The 16075-nt window shown below is 72.4% G+C and carries 18 protein-coding genes; 5 read left to right on the plus strand and 13 right to left on the minus strand.

Translation table 11 applies throughout. From position 1 onward, the window contains the following. Positions 1-88 precede the first annotated feature (88 nt). Entirely contained in the window at positions 89-982 is an 894-nt protein-coding gene (locus tag AB0M93_RS46765) for an HAD-IB family hydrolase (RefSeq protein WP_364287346.1), read from the plus strand. Positions 983-1093: 111 nt separating this feature from the next. After that, positions 1094-1873, plus strand: coding sequence for a maleylpyruvate isomerase family mycothiol-dependent enzyme (locus AB0M93_RS46770; RefSeq protein WP_364287349.1), 780 nt, complete (start codon positions 1094-1096; stop codon positions 1871-1873). Between the two features lie 10 nt (positions 1874-1883). Here AB0M93_RS46770 and AB0M93_RS46775 read toward each other — a convergent pair whose 3' ends face one another. From AB0M93_RS46775 to AB0M93_RS46795, 5 genes are all read right to left on the minus strand, one after another. After that, on the minus strand, positions 1884-2912 hold the full coding sequence (locus AB0M93_RS46775) for a lysophospholipid acyltransferase family protein (RefSeq protein WP_364287352.1): 1029 nt from the start codon (positions 2910-2912) through the stop codon (positions 1884-1886). After that, a complete protein-coding gene (locus AB0M93_RS46780; protein ID WP_364287355.1) occupies positions 2909-3952 on the minus strand; it encodes an NAD-dependent epimerase/dehydratase family protein in 1044 nt (347 codons plus the stop codon). The genes AB0M93_RS46775 and AB0M93_RS46780 overlap by 4 nt, the downstream gene beginning before the upstream one ends. Positions 3953-4207: 255 nt before the next feature. Continuing rightward, entirely contained in the window at positions 4208-4309 is a 102-nt protein-coding gene (locus AB0M93_RS46785; protein WP_007030867.1) for an AURKAIP1/COX24 domain-containing protein, read from the minus strand. 166 nt (positions 4310-4475) lie between these two features. After that, positions 4476-4691 carry a helix-turn-helix domain-containing protein gene (locus AB0M93_RS46790; protein ID WP_013222402.1) on the minus strand — a complete coding sequence of 72 codons (216 nt, stop codon included), beginning with the start codon at positions 4689-4691 and terminating at the stop codon, positions 4476-4478. Positions 4692-4873: 182 nt separating this feature from the next. Then, a complete protein-coding gene (locus AB0M93_RS46795; RefSeq protein WP_364287358.1) occupies positions 4874-5434 on the minus strand; it encodes a carboxymuconolactone decarboxylase family protein in 561 nt (186 codons plus the stop codon). Between the two features lie 39 nt (positions 5435-5473). Here AB0M93_RS46795 and AB0M93_RS46800 point away from each other — a divergent pair, with 39 nt between their 5' ends. Then, positions 5474-5803 carry a helix-turn-helix domain-containing protein gene (locus tag AB0M93_RS46800; RefSeq protein ID WP_364287361.1) on the plus strand — a complete coding sequence of 110 codons (330 nt, stop codon included), beginning with the start codon at positions 5474-5476 and terminating at the stop codon, positions 5801-5803. Here AB0M93_RS46800 and proC read toward each other — a convergent pair. The 8 genes from proC to AB0M93_RS46840 form a co-directional block, all read right to left on the minus strand. Then, positions 5791-6600, minus strand: coding sequence for a pyrroline-5-carboxylate reductase (gene proC / locus AB0M93_RS46805; protein WP_364287364.1), 810 nt, complete (start codon positions 6598-6600; stop codon positions 5791-5793). The genes AB0M93_RS46800 and proC overlap by 13 nt on opposite strands. 104 nt (positions 6601-6704) lie before the next feature. Further along, positions 6705-7523: a thioesterase family protein gene (locus AB0M93_RS46810; protein WP_364287460.1), complete on the minus strand. Its 819-nt coding sequence runs from the start codon at positions 7521-7523 to the stop codon at positions 6705-6707. Between the two features lie 143 nt (positions 7524-7666). Beyond that, positions 7667-8479 (minus strand): sugar phosphate isomerase/epimerase family protein, encoded by an 813-nt coding sequence (locus AB0M93_RS46815; RefSeq protein WP_364287367.1) that lies wholly within the window; start codon positions 8477-8479, stop codon positions 7667-7669. A 140-nt stretch (positions 8480-8619) separates the two neighbouring features. After that, a complete protein-coding gene (locus AB0M93_RS46820; protein WP_364287370.1) occupies positions 8620-10287 on the minus strand; it encodes a hypothetical protein in 1668 nt (555 codons plus the stop codon). 157 nt (positions 10288-10444) lie between these two features. Next, complete coding sequence (locus AB0M93_RS46825; RefSeq protein ID WP_364287373.1) at positions 10445-11428, minus strand: Ppx/GppA phosphatase family protein; 984 nt, start codon at positions 11426-11428, stop codon at positions 10445-10447. Positions 11429-11552: 124 nt separating this feature from the next. Next, positions 11553-12242, minus strand: coding sequence for a response regulator transcription factor (locus AB0M93_RS46830; RefSeq protein ID WP_003062718.1), 690 nt, complete (start codon positions 12240-12242; stop codon positions 11553-11555). Further along, positions 12239-13480 carry an ATP-binding protein gene (locus AB0M93_RS46835; protein ID WP_364287376.1) on the minus strand — a complete coding sequence of 414 codons (1242 nt, stop codon included), beginning with the start codon at positions 13478-13480 and terminating at the stop codon, positions 12239-12241. The genes AB0M93_RS46830 and AB0M93_RS46835 overlap by 4 nt, the downstream gene beginning before the upstream one ends. A gap of 146 nt (positions 13481-13626) precedes the next feature. Beyond that, positions 13627-14490 (minus strand): aldo/keto reductase, encoded by an 864-nt coding sequence (locus AB0M93_RS46840; protein ID WP_364287379.1) that lies wholly within the window; start codon positions 14488-14490, stop codon positions 13627-13629. Between the two features lie 67 nt (positions 14491-14557). Here AB0M93_RS46840 and AB0M93_RS46845 point away from each other — a divergent pair, with 67 nt between their 5' ends. Together AB0M93_RS46845 and AB0M93_RS46850 are read left to right on the plus strand one after the other, a co-directional pair. After that, a complete protein-coding gene (locus tag AB0M93_RS46845) occupies positions 14558-15196 on the plus strand; it encodes a DNA-binding response regulator (RefSeq protein ID WP_364287382.1) in 639 nt (212 codons plus the stop codon). Further along, positions 15193-16065, plus strand: coding sequence for a hypothetical protein (locus AB0M93_RS46850; RefSeq protein WP_364287385.1), 873 nt, complete (start codon positions 15193-15195; stop codon positions 16063-16065). The genes AB0M93_RS46845 and AB0M93_RS46850 overlap by 4 nt, the downstream gene beginning before the upstream one ends. Positions 16066-16075: the final 10 nt, after the last annotated feature.

A 16075-nucleotide genomic window follows, 5' to 3' on the forward strand; every position in this document is an offset into this window, starting at 1 on the left:
GGTCCGGGCCACACCTGCGACGGCGCGGTGGGCGGCTCGCTACCCTGTGCGAAGGACCCGGACGTGCGCGAACGTGGAGGCGGTGTGCGTGTCAGCTTGGCGTGGCAGGGATAAGAGTCAGGAGCTGGAACGGCTCGCCGCGCTCGCGGGCGAGGCGTCGGCCGCGGCTGCCCACGCCCGCGTGGCCACCGAACCCGCCGTACCCCCCGCCCCGCCGGACCTCACGGCCGCCGCGTTCTTCGACGTCGACAACACGATGATGATGGGCGCGTCGATCTTCTACTTCGCCCGCGGCCTCGCGGCGCGCAAGTTCTTCACGTCGGCGGACCTGGCCGGGTTCGTGTGGGGCCAGATCAAGTTCCGCCTCGGCGGCCGGGAGAACAAAGAGGACATCAAGACCCACCGCGAGCGCGCACTGTCCTTTGTGGCCGGCCGCACGGTGGCGGAGCTGACGTCGATCAGCGAAGAGATCTACGACGAGCTGATGGCGGACAAGATCTGGTCCGGCACGCGCGCGCTGGCCCAGATGCACCTCGACGCGGGCCAGCGGGTCTGGCTGGTGACGGCCACCCCGATCGAGCTGGCGGCGATCATCTCCCGCCGCCTCGGCCTCACGGGCGCACTGGGCACGGTCGCGGAAACCCGCGACGGCGTGTACACGGGCCGCCTGGTCGGCGACCTCCTGCACGGCCGGGCGAAGGCGCACGCGGTGCGGGCGCTGGCGTCCCGCGAGGGCCTGAACCTCAAGCGCTGCACGGCGTATTCGGACTCGGCCAACGACATCCCGATGCTGTCGGCGGTGGGCACGGCGGTAGCGGTCAACCCGGACGGCGGCCTGCGGGACGTGGCCCGCGCCCGCGGCTGGGAGATCCGCGACTTCCGGACCGGTCGCAAGGCGGCGAAGATCGGCGTGCCTTCGGTGCTGGGCGCCGGGGCGCTGGCGGGCGCCGTGGCGGCCGGGATGGCTTACCGCCGCCGCTGAGCCCGGCTTCCGGAAGCTTTTTCCCGGAGCGTGTCGATCCTCGCCACGGTCGTTCGACGCTTGGGCGCAGGCACCCACGGGGGGCGCCCCCTGGACACCGAGGACGACGTGATGACCGAGTTGAACGCGGAACGCACCCGGCGAGCGATCGTCGACCACACCCGGCGCTTGGCGGAGGCCGCCGCGGCCGCCGGCCCCGATGCCGGCGTGCCGACGGCTCCGGAGTGGACGGTCACCGACCTGGTCCGGCACGTGGGCCAGACCCAGCACTGGGTCGCGGAGATCATCGAGCGGCGCATCACCAACCCTGCCGAGCTGCCCACTGAACTGGCGGTGCTCCCCGCCGACCCGCGTGCGTGGCAGGCGTGGTTGTCGGAGTCGGCGAGCCGGGTCGCGGCCGCGTGTTCCGGCGACGCGCTCGACGCGGCGGTGTTCAACGCCGCCGGAGACGAGCGGTCCGGGACGCGGTTCTGGCTGGCCTCCATGCTCAACGAGGCGGTCGTCCACGGTTTCGACGCGGCCGCCGCGGCGGACCGGCCCGCCGACATCGACCCCGACGTCGCAGCCGCGCTGATCACCAACCATCTCACGATGCTCACGTCGCCGACGTGGGGGATGCAGCGGCCCGAATCGGCGCTCGCCCTTCGCGGCACCGGCCAAACCCTGCAGTGGCTGGCCACCGACACAGCGGGTGCGTGGTTCGTCGAGCGACGGCCCGAGGGAGCAACGTGGCAGCCCGCAACCCGCCGAGCCGACGTGACGATCACCGGCCCGGCCGCGATTCTGCTGCTGACGTTGACCCGCCGGATTCCCGTGGAGGAGATCACCGTCGAGGGTGACTCCGGCCTGGCCCGGCACTGGCTGGACAACACCGCCCACGCGAGCAACTGACATCGGCGGCTCAGCCGCGGAAGACCGACTTCCGCTGCGAAAGCCGCTGGTACAGCGTCTGCTGGATCGACTCCCGCACCTGGTCGGTCAGCTGGAACACCAGCATCGGGTCGTCCACGGCGTCCGGACCGTACGAGTCCGTCGGGATCGGCGCACCGAACTCGATGCTCCACTTCGTCGGCAGCGGGACCGCCCCCAGCAGGCCCAGCATCGGGAAGAACGGCGTCACCGGGAAGTACGGGAGGCCCAGCATGCGGGCCAGCACCTTGATGTCGCCCAGCTTCGGGTAGATCTCCTCCGCGCCGATGACCGACACCGGGATGATCGGCACGCCCGCTTTCAGCGCGGCCGACACGAAGCCGCCGCGGCCGAAGCGCTGCAGCTTGTAGCGCGAAGCGAACGGCTTGCCGACGCCCTTGAAGCCCTCCGGCCACACCCCGACCAGCTCGCCCTTGCGCAGCAGGCGTTCGGCGTCCGCGTGGCAGGCCAGCGTCTGGCCCGACTTGCGGGCGAACGACCCCACCAGCGGCACCTGGAACACCAGGTCGGCGCCGAGGCCGCGCAGGTGACGACCGCCGGTCTCGTCGTGGACCGCCACCGCCGTCATCAGGGAATCGAGCGGGATCGTGCCCGAGTGGTTGGACACCAGCAGCGCACCGCCGGCCGCCGGGAGGTTCTCGACGCCGTAGGTGTCGACGCGGAACCACTTCTTGTACAGCGCGCGCAGCGGCGGCAGGAAGACCGCCTCGGTCAGCTCGGCGTCGAAGCCGAACTCGTCGACCGTGTAGTCACCGGTCAGCCGGTCGCGGATGAAGCCGAGCGCCGACCGCGCGGCGTCCGAAAGCGGCTCTTCGGGCGCCTGCCGGTCGACGCCGCCGGGGAAGGCGACGACCGGCGCCTCCTCCCGCTCGCGGAGGTCCCGCTGGGCCTCCGGCGCTTCCGGCTTCTCCCGGCCCGGTCCGTGCAGGGGGATGACCTGCGCCTCGGCACCGCCCACCGTTCCCGCCTCGCTTCCGAAGTAGTCGTGTGGCCTGCTCACCGGCTCTGCCCAGTCGCCGCGGCAACAAACACCTTGCCGGCCAGGCCGGCCAGCTTGCCGCCGTCGAGCACCGGGCGGAGCCCGCGTCCGGCGATGTAGTCGTCGAACGCCTCACGTGTGGTCCACCGCGGGGTGTACCCGAACTCGTTCTTCAGTTTGGCGATGTCGACGACCCGGCCGAAGTTCAGCAACCGGACCTGGTCGGCGGAGAAATCCACGACGCGGGCGCCGCGCAGGACCTTTCCGACCGACGGCACCACGCTCCGCGGCATCGGCAGCTCGACCCGGCCGGCTCGCCGGATCGCCTGCGAAAGGGTGAGTACCCCCTCCGCCCCGACGTTGAACACGCCGGGCTTGTCGGTCAGGCTCGCCCGCTCCAGCACGGACAGCGCGTCCGCGGAGTGCAGCAGCTGGATGCGCGCGTCGTAGCCGAAGACCGTCGGCACCACCGGCAGCGCGAAGTAGCGGGCGAGGACGGTGTCGGTCTCGGGGCCGATGATGTTGGCGAAGCGGAACAGCGTCGTGGTGATGTCCGGGCGGCGGCGCATCAGCCCGCGGACGTACCCCTCCATCTCGACGGCGTCCTTCGCGTACCCGCTGGTCGACGTGGGGATGAGCTCGGAGTCCTCGGTGAACACCGCCTGCGAGCGGGCGCCGGCGCCGTAGACCGCCGCCGTCGATTTGACCACCAGCTTCCGGACCAGCGGCGAGCGCTGGCACGCGGCGAGCAGCCGCATGGTGCCGATGACGTTGACTTCCTTGATCGCCGTGCGGCGGCCCGGCCCGGCCGGGTGCGCGGTGCAGGACGCGTGCACCACCGTGTCGACCCGGGCGGTGCTGATCACCTTGGCGATCAACGGGTTCCTGATGTCCGCGCGGACGAACTCCGCGTGGCCCATGCGCTGCAGGACCGCCTTGTCCGGCGGGACCGTGTCGACACCGATGACCCGTTCGAAGTCGGGGTTGTTGCCCAGCCGGGCGAGCAGTTTCCCGCCCAGTTCCCCGGCGACCCCGGTGACGAGCACGATGTTCGACGGCATGCGACTCCCTGCGGCGTAGGGCATGTGGGGGGTGGACGGTCACCCGAGGCGCGCGAACCTGCACTCACTGGCAGCATCGCGCGGACGCCGTTGAGATGTTACCGCTCTTCAGTGGTAGCTCCGGCCCATCTCACGTGCTATTAACACCGGTTTCGCCGGAAAGCGACGAACGCCTCACTCGAACGGGCGGACCTGCCCACCACATGGACGTGGCCCGTCCAGAGACTGGACGGGCCACGGTCACACTCGGCAGGCTTACTTGCCGGCCTTACGACGCTGGACGCGCGTACGGCGAAGCAGCTTGCGGTGCTTCTTCTTCGACATGCGCTTGCGGCGCTTCTTGATCACAGAGCCCATGGGCGCTCCTTAGGTCGTCGTCGGTCACGCTGCCCGGCGCAGCGTCCAACGGGTGGAGCGCACAGGCACGAGCGGTTTTCCAGGTTACCCGTCACCCGTGACGGGCCGGTCGGCGGGCACGTCGTAGCGCTGCGCGCCGCTGGCCACGGCGTGCCCGGCGGTCGGCTCAACCCACGTCGTAATAGGCACCCTGCAGGTACTCGTGCACTGCTTTTTCCGGCACCCGGAAGGACTTCCCGACCCTGACGGCGGGCAGCTCACCCGAGTGCACGAGACGGTAGACGGTCATCTTGGAGACCCGCATCAGCGTGGCCACTTCGGCGACCGTCAGGAACTGGACCTGCCCGACGGCGGGCAAATCCTCCTTTTTGTTCGGAGACATGTTTACCGCGTCCTTCGACACGTGTCGCGCCACGAGGCTTCCCCACCTGTGGTATCGACACGCACGTGCTCTATCGAGAGTAGCGGGACTGGTGGGACTAATGCGACGCCTGTCACCGAGATGGGCTCCTACCAGCGCTAACGCACAAGCGGCCGCGCGTGCAAGACCCCGGGAATCGCCCGTTACGGCGAATCCGGGCGCGCGGTGCCCGGTTCGAGGGGCAGCCGCAAGGCGCGGACGGTGAACGAAATGGCGTGGTACCACCCGCAGACGAGCAGCAGGTCGAGCACGCCGTCCTGGCCGACGGCGTCTTCCAGGGCCGCCCAGGTGCCGTCGGAGAGGTCGTGGGTGGCGTGGAGTTCGTCGACGGCTTGCAGCACGGCGCGGTCGCCGGCGTCCCAGCACGAGTCGACCGGGCTGCCGACGCCGAGCGAGCGGACCTGCGCGGCGTCGAAACCGGCCTTCCGGGCGAAGGTCGCGATGTGCAGGCCCCACTCGTAGTCGGCGCCGCACAGCGCGGTCGTGCGGTCGATGACCAGCTCGCGCTGCCGCACGGTCAGCGCCGACTGCCGCGAGAAGTAGTACCGCCCCCAGTCCGCGACCCCCCTGGCCAGCTCCGGGCGCCGAGCCCAGACGCGGAAGAGCGCGATCGGCGGCCCGAGCCGGTCGAGCGCTTCGGCCGTCTCGGCGTCGAACGGCGGCTCCAGGGGAGCGATCCGCGGCTGCTTCGATTTCAGAGGCATGCCCGGCACGCTAACATCGGCGCTTCGGAAAGGAAAGCAATGACGACGCCACTGCCCGGCCACCCGGTCGGCGGTTCGACGACGGGCCGCCCGATCATGGCGCTGCTCGACCTGCTCGGCAGACGCTGGACGCTGCGGATCCTGTGGGAGCTGCGCGACGACGTGACGCTGACGTTCCGCGCGCTCCAGCAGCGCTGCGACGGGGTGTCGTCCAGTGTGCTGGCCACCCGGCTGCGCGAACTGGGCGAGGCCGACCTGGTCGGCCACGCCGAGGGCTACTCGCTCACCGGCCAGGGCCGTTCGCTGTTCGGGACGCTGGTCCAGCTCGACGCGTGGGCGGCGGACTGGCGGCCGCGTCAGCCTTCGTGAGCCTTGCCGAGCTCCACCGAACGGTCCTTCGCGGCCTCGATGGCGGCCAGCAGCGCCGCGCGGACGCCGTGCTTCTCCAGCTCGCGGATGGCGTTGATGGTGGTCCCAGCCGGTGAGGTCACGGCCTCGCGCAGCAGCACGGGGTGCTCGTCGGATTCGGCGAGCATCTTCGCGGCGCCGACGGCCGACTGGATGATCAGCTGCCCGGCCAGCGCCCGCGGCAGGCCGAGCAGGATCCCGGCGTCGATCATGGCCTCGACCAGGTAGAAGAAGTAGGCGGGCCCGGACCCGGACAGCGCGGTGACGGCGTCCTGCTGCGTCTCGGGCACCTCGACGACCTGCCCGACGTGCGAGAGCAGGTCCCGCACCACGGCCAGGTGCTCGGCCGTGGCGTACCGGCCGGCGGAGATGGCGCTCATGGCCTCGTTGACCAGCATCGGCGTGTTCGGCATCACCCGCACGACGGGCACGCCCTCGGCGAGCCGCCGTTCGTAGAGCGCGGTGGGCAGCCCGGCGCAGAGGGAAACGACGAGCGACGACGGCCCGAGCAGCGGCGCGAGCTCGTCGAGCACGGGCTCGATGTCCTGCGGCTTGACGGCGACGACCAGCACGTCGGCGCGCTTCGCGGCTTCCTCGACCTCGACGCCGCGGATGCCGTAACGGGTGGTCAGCTCTTCGACGCGGGCGGGGTACCGCTCGGTGAAGAGGAGGTCGCCGGGTTCGTGGCCGCCGTGCAGCAGCCCCGAGAGCAACGCCTCACCGATCTTGCCCGCACCCAGCACCGCGATGACCGTCATGCCGTAAAGCGTGCCAAACGGCGCTCAGCGGCCCGGTGCCGGGGCGCGCGCGTACCCCGACGGCCGGTTCGCGTACCGGGACGGTCGGTTCGGGTGTGTCCCCGTCAGCCGCCCGGGGCCGGGGCCAGGCCCAGCTGGCGGGCCTGGCACACCAGCCTCCCCTGGGCGTCGATCACTGTCGCGTCCGAGTCGAACCACGACTCGTGGACCGACCGCGACTCCACCACCACCCGCAGCCAGCCCGGTGCCGGCCTCGTCCGCAGCAGCGCCGTCAGCTGGACCGTCGGGGCCCAGCCGATGCGGCCGAGGTTCATCACGACCGGCGGGTTCACGTCCGACGCCAGCAGCGTGAAGTACGGGTCCACCAGGCTGTGCCGCGGCCGGACCCACAGCCGCATCCGGGGCGGCTCGCCGGTGCGGCCGGCCAGGTACCCGGCGGTCGCCGGATCCAGCCGGACCTCGCAGCCCTTGGCCAAGTTGAACGGGCCCTCCGTGCTCTCGGCCATCGCCAGCGCACCCGGCGGCGGCTCGGCCGGCATCGACGGCACGTCCGTCCACTCCGGGCGCCGCATCGGGAGCCGTCCCGTCGTCACGCGGGCCTCGACGCAGCTGCGGCCGCGCTGTTCCAGGCGGACCTCGACGACCGTCGCGCGGCGGCCGACCTTGCGGACGTCCGTGCGCAGCAGGACCGGGCCGAGCGCGGGCGCGTGCAGGAACTCCGCGCTGACCACGAGCGGCTCCGCGTGCGGCTCGCCGCGCTCGTGGAGGGCCGAAACCGCCGCCCTGGCCAGCAGGGCCAGCAGGAAACCCCCGTGCGGGTGCGAGCCGATGGCCCATTCCGCACGCAGCACCGCGGTGAAGGTGCCGTCCCCCAGCGACCGCGCCGCACTCGCCGTGTCGAAGGACACGGCGGTGCCGTCGATTCCGCTCACGAAGGGTCCGCGCCGTTTCGGGAATTCCGGTAGGTGACGAGCAACGAGAGCGACGGTTTCACGGTCCGAACTTTACGGGTTGGACCGGCGGAAATGCACTCGGGAGTAGCGGTGTCCTGTCGGAACGTGCTCAGTTATTGCCCGAGGTGGAACCGCGCGAACAACAACGCCTCCGCCAGATCGCGCACGCGCGTGGCGGGCGTGACGGCGTGGCGGGTGTTGATCTCCAGCACGATCTGGCCGGCAAAACCGTTGCTGACCAGCTTCTCGAGCAGCTCGGCGCAGGGCTGGCCACCGCGCCCGGGCACCAGGTGTTCGTCCTTCGGGACGCCGGTGCCGTCGGCCAGATGGACGTGCGAGAGGCCGTCCCCCATCCGCTGCGCGAGGGCCAGCGCGTCCATCTCGGCTGCCGCTGTGTGGGACAGGTCGAGCGTGTAGTGCCGGAACCCGACGTCGGTCGGGTCGATCGACGGCCGGAACGCGGAGACGCGGGAATTCTTCGAACCACCGGGCGGCCGCACCTTGAACATGTTTTCGACCGCGATTTCGACGCCGCTCGAGTCCTCCAGTTCCCGGACCAGATCGCCGAATGCGTCGCCGTAGCGGCGCTGCCAGCGGAACGGCGGGTGCACCACCACCGTGCGCGCCCCGAGCTCGTGGGCGGCGTCGACGGACATCCGCAGCCGCACGACCGGGTCCGGCGACCAGATCCGCTGGGTGATCAGCAGCGACGGCGAATGGATCGACAGCACGGGCACGCCGATGCGCCGTGACAGCCGCCGCAGCGCCGTGACGTCCTGGCTGACCGGGTCGGCCCAGACCATCACCTCGACGCCGTCGTAGCCGAGCTCGGCGGCCAGCTCGAAGGCCGTGCCCGCCTTGAGGGGCCACACCGACGCCGTGCTGAGGCCCACCGGGACCGGCTGCTCGTCTGTCACGCGCGCCATCCTGCCTCGTCACCGACGGTGCCCGGCGCCGCCGGGCCGCCAACGCGACGCGGATCACGGGGTTTGTCCGCCCCGGACGCGGCCGTAGCCTTCGCCGCGCTGCGCGCTTACGAAGGCCGCAGGGTCCTGCGGTGCTCGCGTCAGCGCCCGACGAGCAGCAGCGCGGCCGGCGAGACCGTCACCACCAGGCCCACCAGCACCGCGAGCACGGTGGTCTGCAGGTCTTCGGCGCGGCGGATCTTCCGCACGATCCAGACCAGCGCGACGACCACGAGCAACGCGGCGACCAGCGCGGCGGCCGGGATGTTCACCCACAGCCAGTTGAAGCCCAGCCAGACGGCGGCGCCGCCGACCACGCCCATCGCCAGCTGGCCGGCCAGCGCCAGCCACTGCTTGCCGGGCGAGGCCGCGGGCTCCGGCTCGGCGACCGGCTCGGGGACGTCGTCGTACTCGTCGTCCTCGTAGCCTTCGCCCTGCTCGTAGGCGTAGTCGTCCTGCTCGAAATCCGGGCCGTCGGCGGGGTAGTCGTCGGCGAACTCGCGCTCGTACGGCTCGAGGTCGTCCGGGATCGGCGCCCGCGAGGCGCGGTCGCCGGGCGCGAACGGCATCGGTGGCGGGTACGCGCCGGTCGGCGGCCCCGCGTCGTAAGCGGCCTGGTAGCCGCTGCCTTCCGGGGCGAAACCGTCGGGCTCGAAGTCGTCCTCGGGGTAGCCGTCGTCCGGGGTGTCGGTGGGCACCGCCGGCATCACGCCGATCTCGGTGTCCTCCATCTGCTCCTTCTGGCGCCGCTTGCGCCAGTTCGCCAGCCCGGCGGGCGAGGACGGCTCCGGCGGCTCGGGCTTCTTGCCCTTCGGCGGCACCGGCGGGGCCGGCGGCTCGTCGTCGGGGATCGCCGAGAACTGCTCGGTGTGGTCCTCGCGCTTCGGCTCGGGGCGGCGCGACGGGGCGCGGCGCGGCCGGCCGGGGGCGGCGGGCGGGGTCGCGAACGTGCCGCTGGGCATCGGCGGCGGGGGCGGCGGGACGTCGATGTCGGCGTCCGGGGTGCCGTTGAGGCCGTCGAGCCGGGCCGAGAGCGGCCCGCCGGGCGCCGGTGGCACCGGGAGCTGCTGGGACGGCTGCGGCGGCGTCGGCAGCTGCTGCGAGGGCTGCGGCGGGCCGGGACGGCGCCGGACCGGCGGGACGGCCGCGCGGGTCTCCTCGGCCGCCGGCGGGACCGGCAGCTGCTGGGACGGCTGCGGGGGCGGCGGCTGGCGCCGGGGCGCGCCGCGCGGCGGCACGGGCAGCTGCTGAGAAGGCTGCGGCGGCGCGGGCGGCTGCGCCGGCTCCGGCGGGCGCGCGAACTTCCCGGACTCCTGCGGCGGCCGGGTGAACTGCCCGGACTCCTGCGGGACCGGGCGCGCGTACTGGCCGGACTCGGCACCGCCGGGGGCGGGCCGCGCCGGGGGCGGCGGCACCGGCCGCGGCAGCGGCTGGGAGTCCTGGGGCACCGCGCGGGGCGCGGGCGGCGGCGGGGGCGGCGGCTCGGCGCGCCGACGGCCGGCCGGGCGAGCGGGCGCCGCCGGGGGCGGCGGCGGGGGCGTGCCCTCCGCGGCCACCCGGTCGATGATCGCCTGCGGGCCGGTGTCGCTCACGCCGGGACGCCGGTGCGAGCCGGTCGCGCCGGGCGGGGCTTCCGGGGTGCCGGGCTCGTCGTCGTCATCGGCGGCACGCCGACGGCGACGGCGTCCGCCGTCGACCTGGGCACCGTGCTGGGCGAGCAGCTCAGCCACGGTCTTCTGCGGCTGGTCGCCTCCGGTCTGGTCCGTCATACCTGGTAATCCCCTGCGCGCTCCGGGTCCTCGGCACCTCGCGGAGAGGTACCCGACGGCAGCTCGGTGGCGCAGCGCGCGCTGTACGCCGTCCTCTGCATGTCCGTCACCTCTCCACCGTGCCCATCCTCTGCGTGCGAAGTCCAGCCGTGTGCTTTCACCGGTCCTCCTGTGCGCCGAAGCGCCCCACGAGGGCGGCTCCAGTCTCATCCGCGCCGTTGGAATGGTCCAGCCGCCGCAGGATGACACCCTCTCGCAGCGCCCACGGGCAGATCTCGAGTTCGTGGACACCGAGCGCCCGCATCGTGGCCTGCGCGACGAGCGCGCCCGCCACCAGCTGGTGCGCCCGGCTCGAACTGACGCCCTCGAGCTGGGCGAGGTCGGCCGAGGGCATCCGCGAGATGAAGGCCAGGAGCTGGCGCAATGCGGTGTCCGTGAGGGTACGTCGCACACGCGGGCCTGCCGCCGAGGGGGCGGCGCCGGTCAGCCGGGCGAGCGAGCGGAACGTCTTCGACGTGGCGACGACCCGATCGGGTTCACCCCATTTGGTGACCTTGCGCGTGAGGTCGGTGAGCTGGTCGTCCAGCCACGCGGACGTCGCGACGAGCTCCGAGCGCGTCGGCGGGTCGTGCCGGAAGCGGGTCCGCGTGGTCCGGCCGGCCCCCAGCGGCAGCGATTCGGCGAGCACGGGTTCCTCGTCGCGGCCCATCGCGATTTCGAGGGAGCCACCGCCGATGTCGAGCACCAGCAGCTGCCCGGCCGACCAGCCGTACCACCGGCGGACGGCGAGGAAGGTCAGGCGGGCTTCGTCCGTGCCGGAGAGGACCTGCAGGTCGACGCCGGTTTCCTCGGCCACCCGGGCGAGCACCCTGGCGGAGTTCTTCGCCTCGCGGACGGCGGAGGTGGCGAAGGCCATGACTTCTTCGCAGCCGAGCCGCGCGGCGGCTTCCTTCGCGGACTGGACGGCGGTGCAGAGCTCGTCGGCACCGGCCCGGCTCAGCTCGCCGGCCCTGGTGATCCGCTCGGCGAGGCGCAGCACGGCCTTTTCGGAATGCATCGGCGTCGGGTGGGCGCCCCGGTGGGCGTCGACCACGAGCAGGTGGACGGTGTTGGAACCGACGTCGAGTACCCCTAGGCGCACGGGTGTCCACGGTACCGGGCCGAGCGCCAGGTCTCGAACATGTAACCAACAACACTCGGTGCGGTACCGCCCCGGCGCGCCTCCACGAGGGGCGATACCCGGGCGATACCCCACCAAACAGGACTTACGTCTCGAACTTGTAGCCCAGCCCGCGCACCGTCACCAGGTGCCGCGGCGAGCCCGGGTCCGGTTCGATCTTGGACCGCAGCCGCTTCACGTGGACGTCGAGCGTCTTCGTGTCGCCCACGTAGTCCGCGCCCCACACCCGGTCGATCAGCTGGCCGCGGGTCAGCACCCGGCCGACGTTGCGGAGCAGGTACTCCAGCAGGTCGAACTCCTTCAGCGGGAGCGACACCTCGGCGCCGTCCACGGTCACGACGTGCCGCTCGACGTCCATCCGGACCGGGCCGGCCGACAGCACCAGCGGGGCCAGTTCGCCCTCCGAGCCCGGCTCGCCGCCGCGGCGCAGCACCGCGCGGACCCGGGCGATGAGCTCACGGGCCGAGTACGGCTTGGTGACGTAGTCGTCCGCGCCCAGCTCCAGGCCGACGACCTTGTCGATCTCGCTGTCGCGCGCGGTCACCATGATGACCGGCACGGCCGAGCGCTGGCGCAGCTGCTTGCAGACGTCGGTGCCGCTCATCCCGGGCAGCATGAGGTCGAGCAGCACGATGTCGGCGCCGTTGCGGTCGAACTCCTCCAGCGCCGCCTGGCCGGTGCCGGCCACGGCCGCGGTGAACCCTTCCTTGCGCAGCAGGAAGGCGAGGGGGTCGGCGAACGACTCCTCGTCCTCGACGATGAGAACCCTGGTCACAGGTTTCCTCCATGATCTGGGCTGTCCTGCCCGGTAACCACGAGCCTCGGGGTGCGCTCGGGGGTCTTCTCCTGCCGCGGTGCCGGCGAGGTCTTGGCCGCCCGGGCCGGCTCGGGGGCCGGTTCGGGGCTGACGTGCGCGGGGATGCGCAGGGTGAACGTCGAACCGGTGCCCGGACGGCTCCACAGCCCGACGGAGCCGCCGTGGTTGGCTGCGACGTGCTTGACGATCGCCAGCCCGAGGCCGGTGCCGCCGGTGGCCCGCGAGCGGGCCTTGTCGGCGCGGTAGAAGCGCTCGAACACGCGCGTCTGCTCGTCCTCGGGGATGCCGATGCCGCGGTCGGTGACGGCGATTTCGACCATCCCGTCGGCCAGCCGCCTGCTGATGGAGACCGGGCTGCCGGCCGGCGAGTACGCGACGGCGTTCTCCAGCAGGTTCGACAGCGCGGTGACCAGCAGCGTCCGGTCGCCCTCGATGAGCAGGCCGCTGGGGGTGTCGGTGGTGATCCGGATGTCGGCCGACTCGGCCGAGAGCGTCGTGCGGCCGAGCGCCTCGCGGACGACCGCGTCGACCTCGACGACGTTGAGGTCGGGCAGCCGTTCGGCGCCCTGCAGGCGCGACAGCGCGATCAGCTCGGTGACGAGCTGGCCCAGGCGCGTGGACTCGCGCAGGATCTTGCCGCCGAAGCGGCGGACCTCCTCGACGTCCTCGGCGGCGTCGAGCACGGCTTCGGTGAGCAGCGCGATCGCGCCGACCGGCGTCTTGAGCTCGTGGCTGACGTTGGCGACGAAGTCGCGGCGCACGGCCTCCAGCCGGATGGCTTCGGAGTGGTCGACGGCCTCGACGACGGTGAAGCCGTCGCCGAGCGGCCGGACCTGGCCGAGCACCGCCTCCGGCTGGCGGCCGCGCGCTTCGATCGGGGACAGGTCGATTTCCAGCGGCTCGTCGGTCTCGACGACCTGCTCGGCGGCCTTGCGGGCGCGCGGGTCGGCTTGGTTGACGCGCACCAGTCCCAGCTCGTAGGCACGCGGGTTGTGCAGCACCATGTCGCCGAAGCGGTTGAGCACGACGATGCCGTTGGCCGAGGAGCGGACCAGCCGTTCGAGGAGCTCCGCGACGGTCGGGCCCGGCGGCCGGGCCACCTCGCGGCGGGACCGCGCCCGCGCGAGGAAGTAGCCGACCACCGCACCGGCCACCAGTGCGCCGATGGCCAGTGCGAGTGAAACAGGCGTGGTCACGGGCCGATCGTAAGCTGAGAAGTGGCCCTTCGGCCTAGCGTTGTCCGCCTTGTCGTGAGCACCGCGACACCTGCGGAGGACATGTTCGCCGGGGCTTCAGGCGGCGTTCACCCGATCGATTCCGCGGCGAGACATTCCGGGTGAAATCACCCCAGGGCTGCCAGGTCTTCGCCGGTGAGCTCGAGCGCGGCCGCGGCGACGTTCTGTTCGAGGTGCCCGACATCGCCGGTGCCCGGGATGGCGAGCACGTGCGGTCCTTGGTGGAGGGTCCACGCGAGCCGCACCTGCGCCGGGGTGGCGTCGTGGCGGCGGGCGACTTCAGCCACCCGTTCGTCCTCGCCGGTGCCGCTCGCGACGGCGAAGAACGGCACGAACGCGATCCCGCGCTCGGCGCACATCCGGACGAGTTCGTCGTCCTCGCGGCGGGCGGTCAGGCCGTACTGGTTCTGGACGCAGACGACCGGCGCGATGGCCAGCGCCTCGGTGAGGTGCTCCGGGCCGACGTTGGAGATGCCCAGCTCGCGGATCAACCCGGCTTCGCGCAGTTCGGCGAGCGCGCCGAACCCGTCGGCGAGCGAGCCGGTGCCGCGGTCGAGGGCCTGGCCGATCCGGTAGTTGACGACGTCGAGGTGGTCGAGGCCCAGCTCGCGCAGGTTCTGCTCGACCTGGGCGCGCAGCTGCTCGGGCCGGGCGGTGTAGAACTCGCCCGTGAAGTCGCGGCCGGGACCGACCTTGGTGGTGATGACGAGGTCGTCGTAGGGCGCCAGCGCGCTGTTGAGCAGTTCGTTGGCCGAGCGCGGCCCGGCGAAGTAGAAGGCGGCGGTGTCGAAGTGGTTGACACCCAGCTCGACGGCGCGCCGGAGCACGGCGAGCGACGTCTCGCGGGCGCGGATGCCACCGTCCGAAGTGGACATCAGGCGCATGGTGCCGAACCCGAGGCGGTTGACTTCGAAGGAGCCGAGCTTCCAGGTGCCCGCCGCGGCGGCGGGGGTGGCGGTGTTCGTGGTCATGCCTCCAGCCTTCCGGCGGAGCGCTGGTGACCTCCGGGTTTGGCAGTTTGCTGCCACACTGGAATGCGTGGAGAAGGTGACTGACGTCGTCATGGTGCGCGGTGAAGCCGAGCTGTTCGAGCGGACGGCGCACCTGTTCGACAGCGCCACGGAAATTTCCTGCGCCGCCCGGGACCTGCACACGTGGTCGGTGGCGCACCCGAGCGCGACCGAGCGCGAGCAGTCCGTGCGCGGGATGACCGTGCGCAAGATCTACCAGCCCGGCGTGCTGCTCGACCCCGCGCTGGCCGAACACCTGCGGTTCATGGCCGAACACGGCGCCCGGATCCGGATCACCGAACGCGAGATCAACGAGACGATCCTGCTCGACCGCCGGATCGCGATCGTGGCCGGCGACCACGTCGGCGGGGTCCGCGGCTACACCGTGATCAGCAGCCCGGCCCTGGTCCAGGGCATCCAATCGCTGTTCGAAGCGGCCTGGCACGGCGCGACGGAGCTGGAGTCCTACCAGGCACGCTTCACCGAGCTGGGCGCGCGGGAGATCCTGGAGCAGCTGGCGTCCGGCTGCAAGGACGAGACGGCGGCCCGCGCCCTCGGCGTCGGCCTGCGCACCTACCGGCGGCGGGTGGCGGAGCTGATGGAGCTCCTCGGGGCGTCGTCGCGGTTCCAGGCCGGGGCCCGCGCCCGCGAAGCCGGGCTCCTGTGAGGCGAGCGCTGCCGGCGCTGGTCCTGCTGACGTCCGCGTGCGCGGTGACCGGCACGGCGGTGCCGGTCGGCGGCAACCTCGCGCTGGTCGACGCCCAGCGGACGGGTGCGGCCCTCGACGCGGTGAAGGCGGCCGCCGAGGCGGTGTTCAGCTACGACTCCGGCAACCCGGGCGCCTTCGACCAGGCCGTCGCGGCGAACGTCACCGGCGCGGCGAAGGACCAGCTGGCGCGGTTGTTCGACCAGATCCGGAAGGGCCCGCAGCCGGTGCACCTGGTCACGCGGGTGCGCGAGGCGGCGGCCCTGGAGTTCACCGGCGACCGTATCCGGGACCTGGCCGTGCTCGACCAGGACAGCGGCACGTCGAAGGGCGTGGCCACGGTCGCGTTCACCGCGATCCGGGACGGCGGGCACTGGCGGCTGTCGGACATCGCGGTGAACCCGGCTCAGCCCGCGCCGGCGCCGCAGCCGGACGACGGCAGCGCGGGCGGGACGCGCGACGCGGCGCTGGCGGGCGCCCGCGCGGCGGCGGCCGGGCTGTTCACCGCCGACAGCGCCGACCCGGAAGGCAGCTACGCGCGCGCCGAAGCGGTGGTGGCCGACCCGCTGCTGACCGCCTACCTCGCGAAGAAGACCTACTTCGTCGACACGGTCCGCCGCAGCGGCACGAAGACCGTGCTCGGCCCGCAACCGATGGCCGGGGTTCTCGCGCTCACCGGGGAGCGCGGGATCGTGCTGTTCTTCACGACGCTGCAGGTCACCGACGCGACGGGCAAGACCTCCAGCCGCCCCTTGACGGCCGAGCTCGACGTCGTCCGCACCGGGGGCACCTGGAAGGCGACCGCCGTCCACCCGGTCACCGCACCCTGAACGCCGTGAA

The organism is Amycolatopsis sp. NPDC051102, assembly GCF_040682815.1.
Classification (GTDB): Bacteria; Actinomycetota; Actinomycetes; order Mycobacteriales; family Pseudonocardiaceae; genus Amycolatopsis.

What these genes read in the sequence shown, in the direction of transcription:
- AB0M93_RS46815 (WP_364287367.1), bottom strand. Translation starts at nt 8,479, where the DNA reads ATGGCGCGCGTGACAGACGAGCAGCCGGTCCCGGTGGGCCTCAGCACG.
- proC (WP_364287364.1), bottom strand. Translation starts at nt 6,600, where the DNA reads ATGACGGTCATCGCGGTGCTGGGTGCGGGCAAGATCGGTGAGGCGTTG.
- AB0M93_RS46790 (WP_013222402.1), bottom strand. Translation starts at nt 4,691, where the DNA reads ATGTCTCCGAACAAAAAGGAGGATTTGCCCGCCGTCGGGCAGGTCCAG.
- AB0M93_RS46780 (WP_364287355.1), bottom strand. Translation starts at nt 3,952, where the DNA reads ATGCCGTCGAACATCGTGCTCGTCACCGGGGTCGCCGGGGAACTGGGC.
- AB0M93_RS46800 (WP_364287361.1), top strand. Translation starts at nt 5,474, where the DNA reads ATGACGACGCCACTGCCCGGCCACCCGGTCGGCGGTTCGACGACGGGC.
- AB0M93_RS46820 (WP_364287370.1), bottom strand. Translation starts at nt 10,287, where the DNA reads ATGACGGACCAGACCGGAGGCGACCAGCCGCAGAAGACCGTGGCTGAG.
- AB0M93_RS46840 (WP_364287379.1), bottom strand. Translation starts at nt 14,490, where the DNA reads ATGACCACGAACACCGCCACCCCCGCCGCCGCGGCGGGCACCTGGAAG.
- AB0M93_RS46795 (WP_364287358.1), bottom strand. Translation starts at nt 5,434, where the DNA reads ATGCCTCTGAAATCGAAGCAGCCGCGGATCGCTCCCCTGGAGCCGCCG.
- AB0M93_RS46770 (WP_364287349.1), top strand. Translation starts at nt 1,094, where the DNA reads ATGACCGAGTTGAACGCGGAACGCACCCGGCGAGCGATCGTCGACCAC.
- AB0M93_RS46785 (WP_007030867.1), bottom strand. Translation starts at nt 4,309, where the DNA reads ATGGGCTCTGTGATCAAGAAGCGCCGCAAGCGCATGTCGAAGAAGAAG.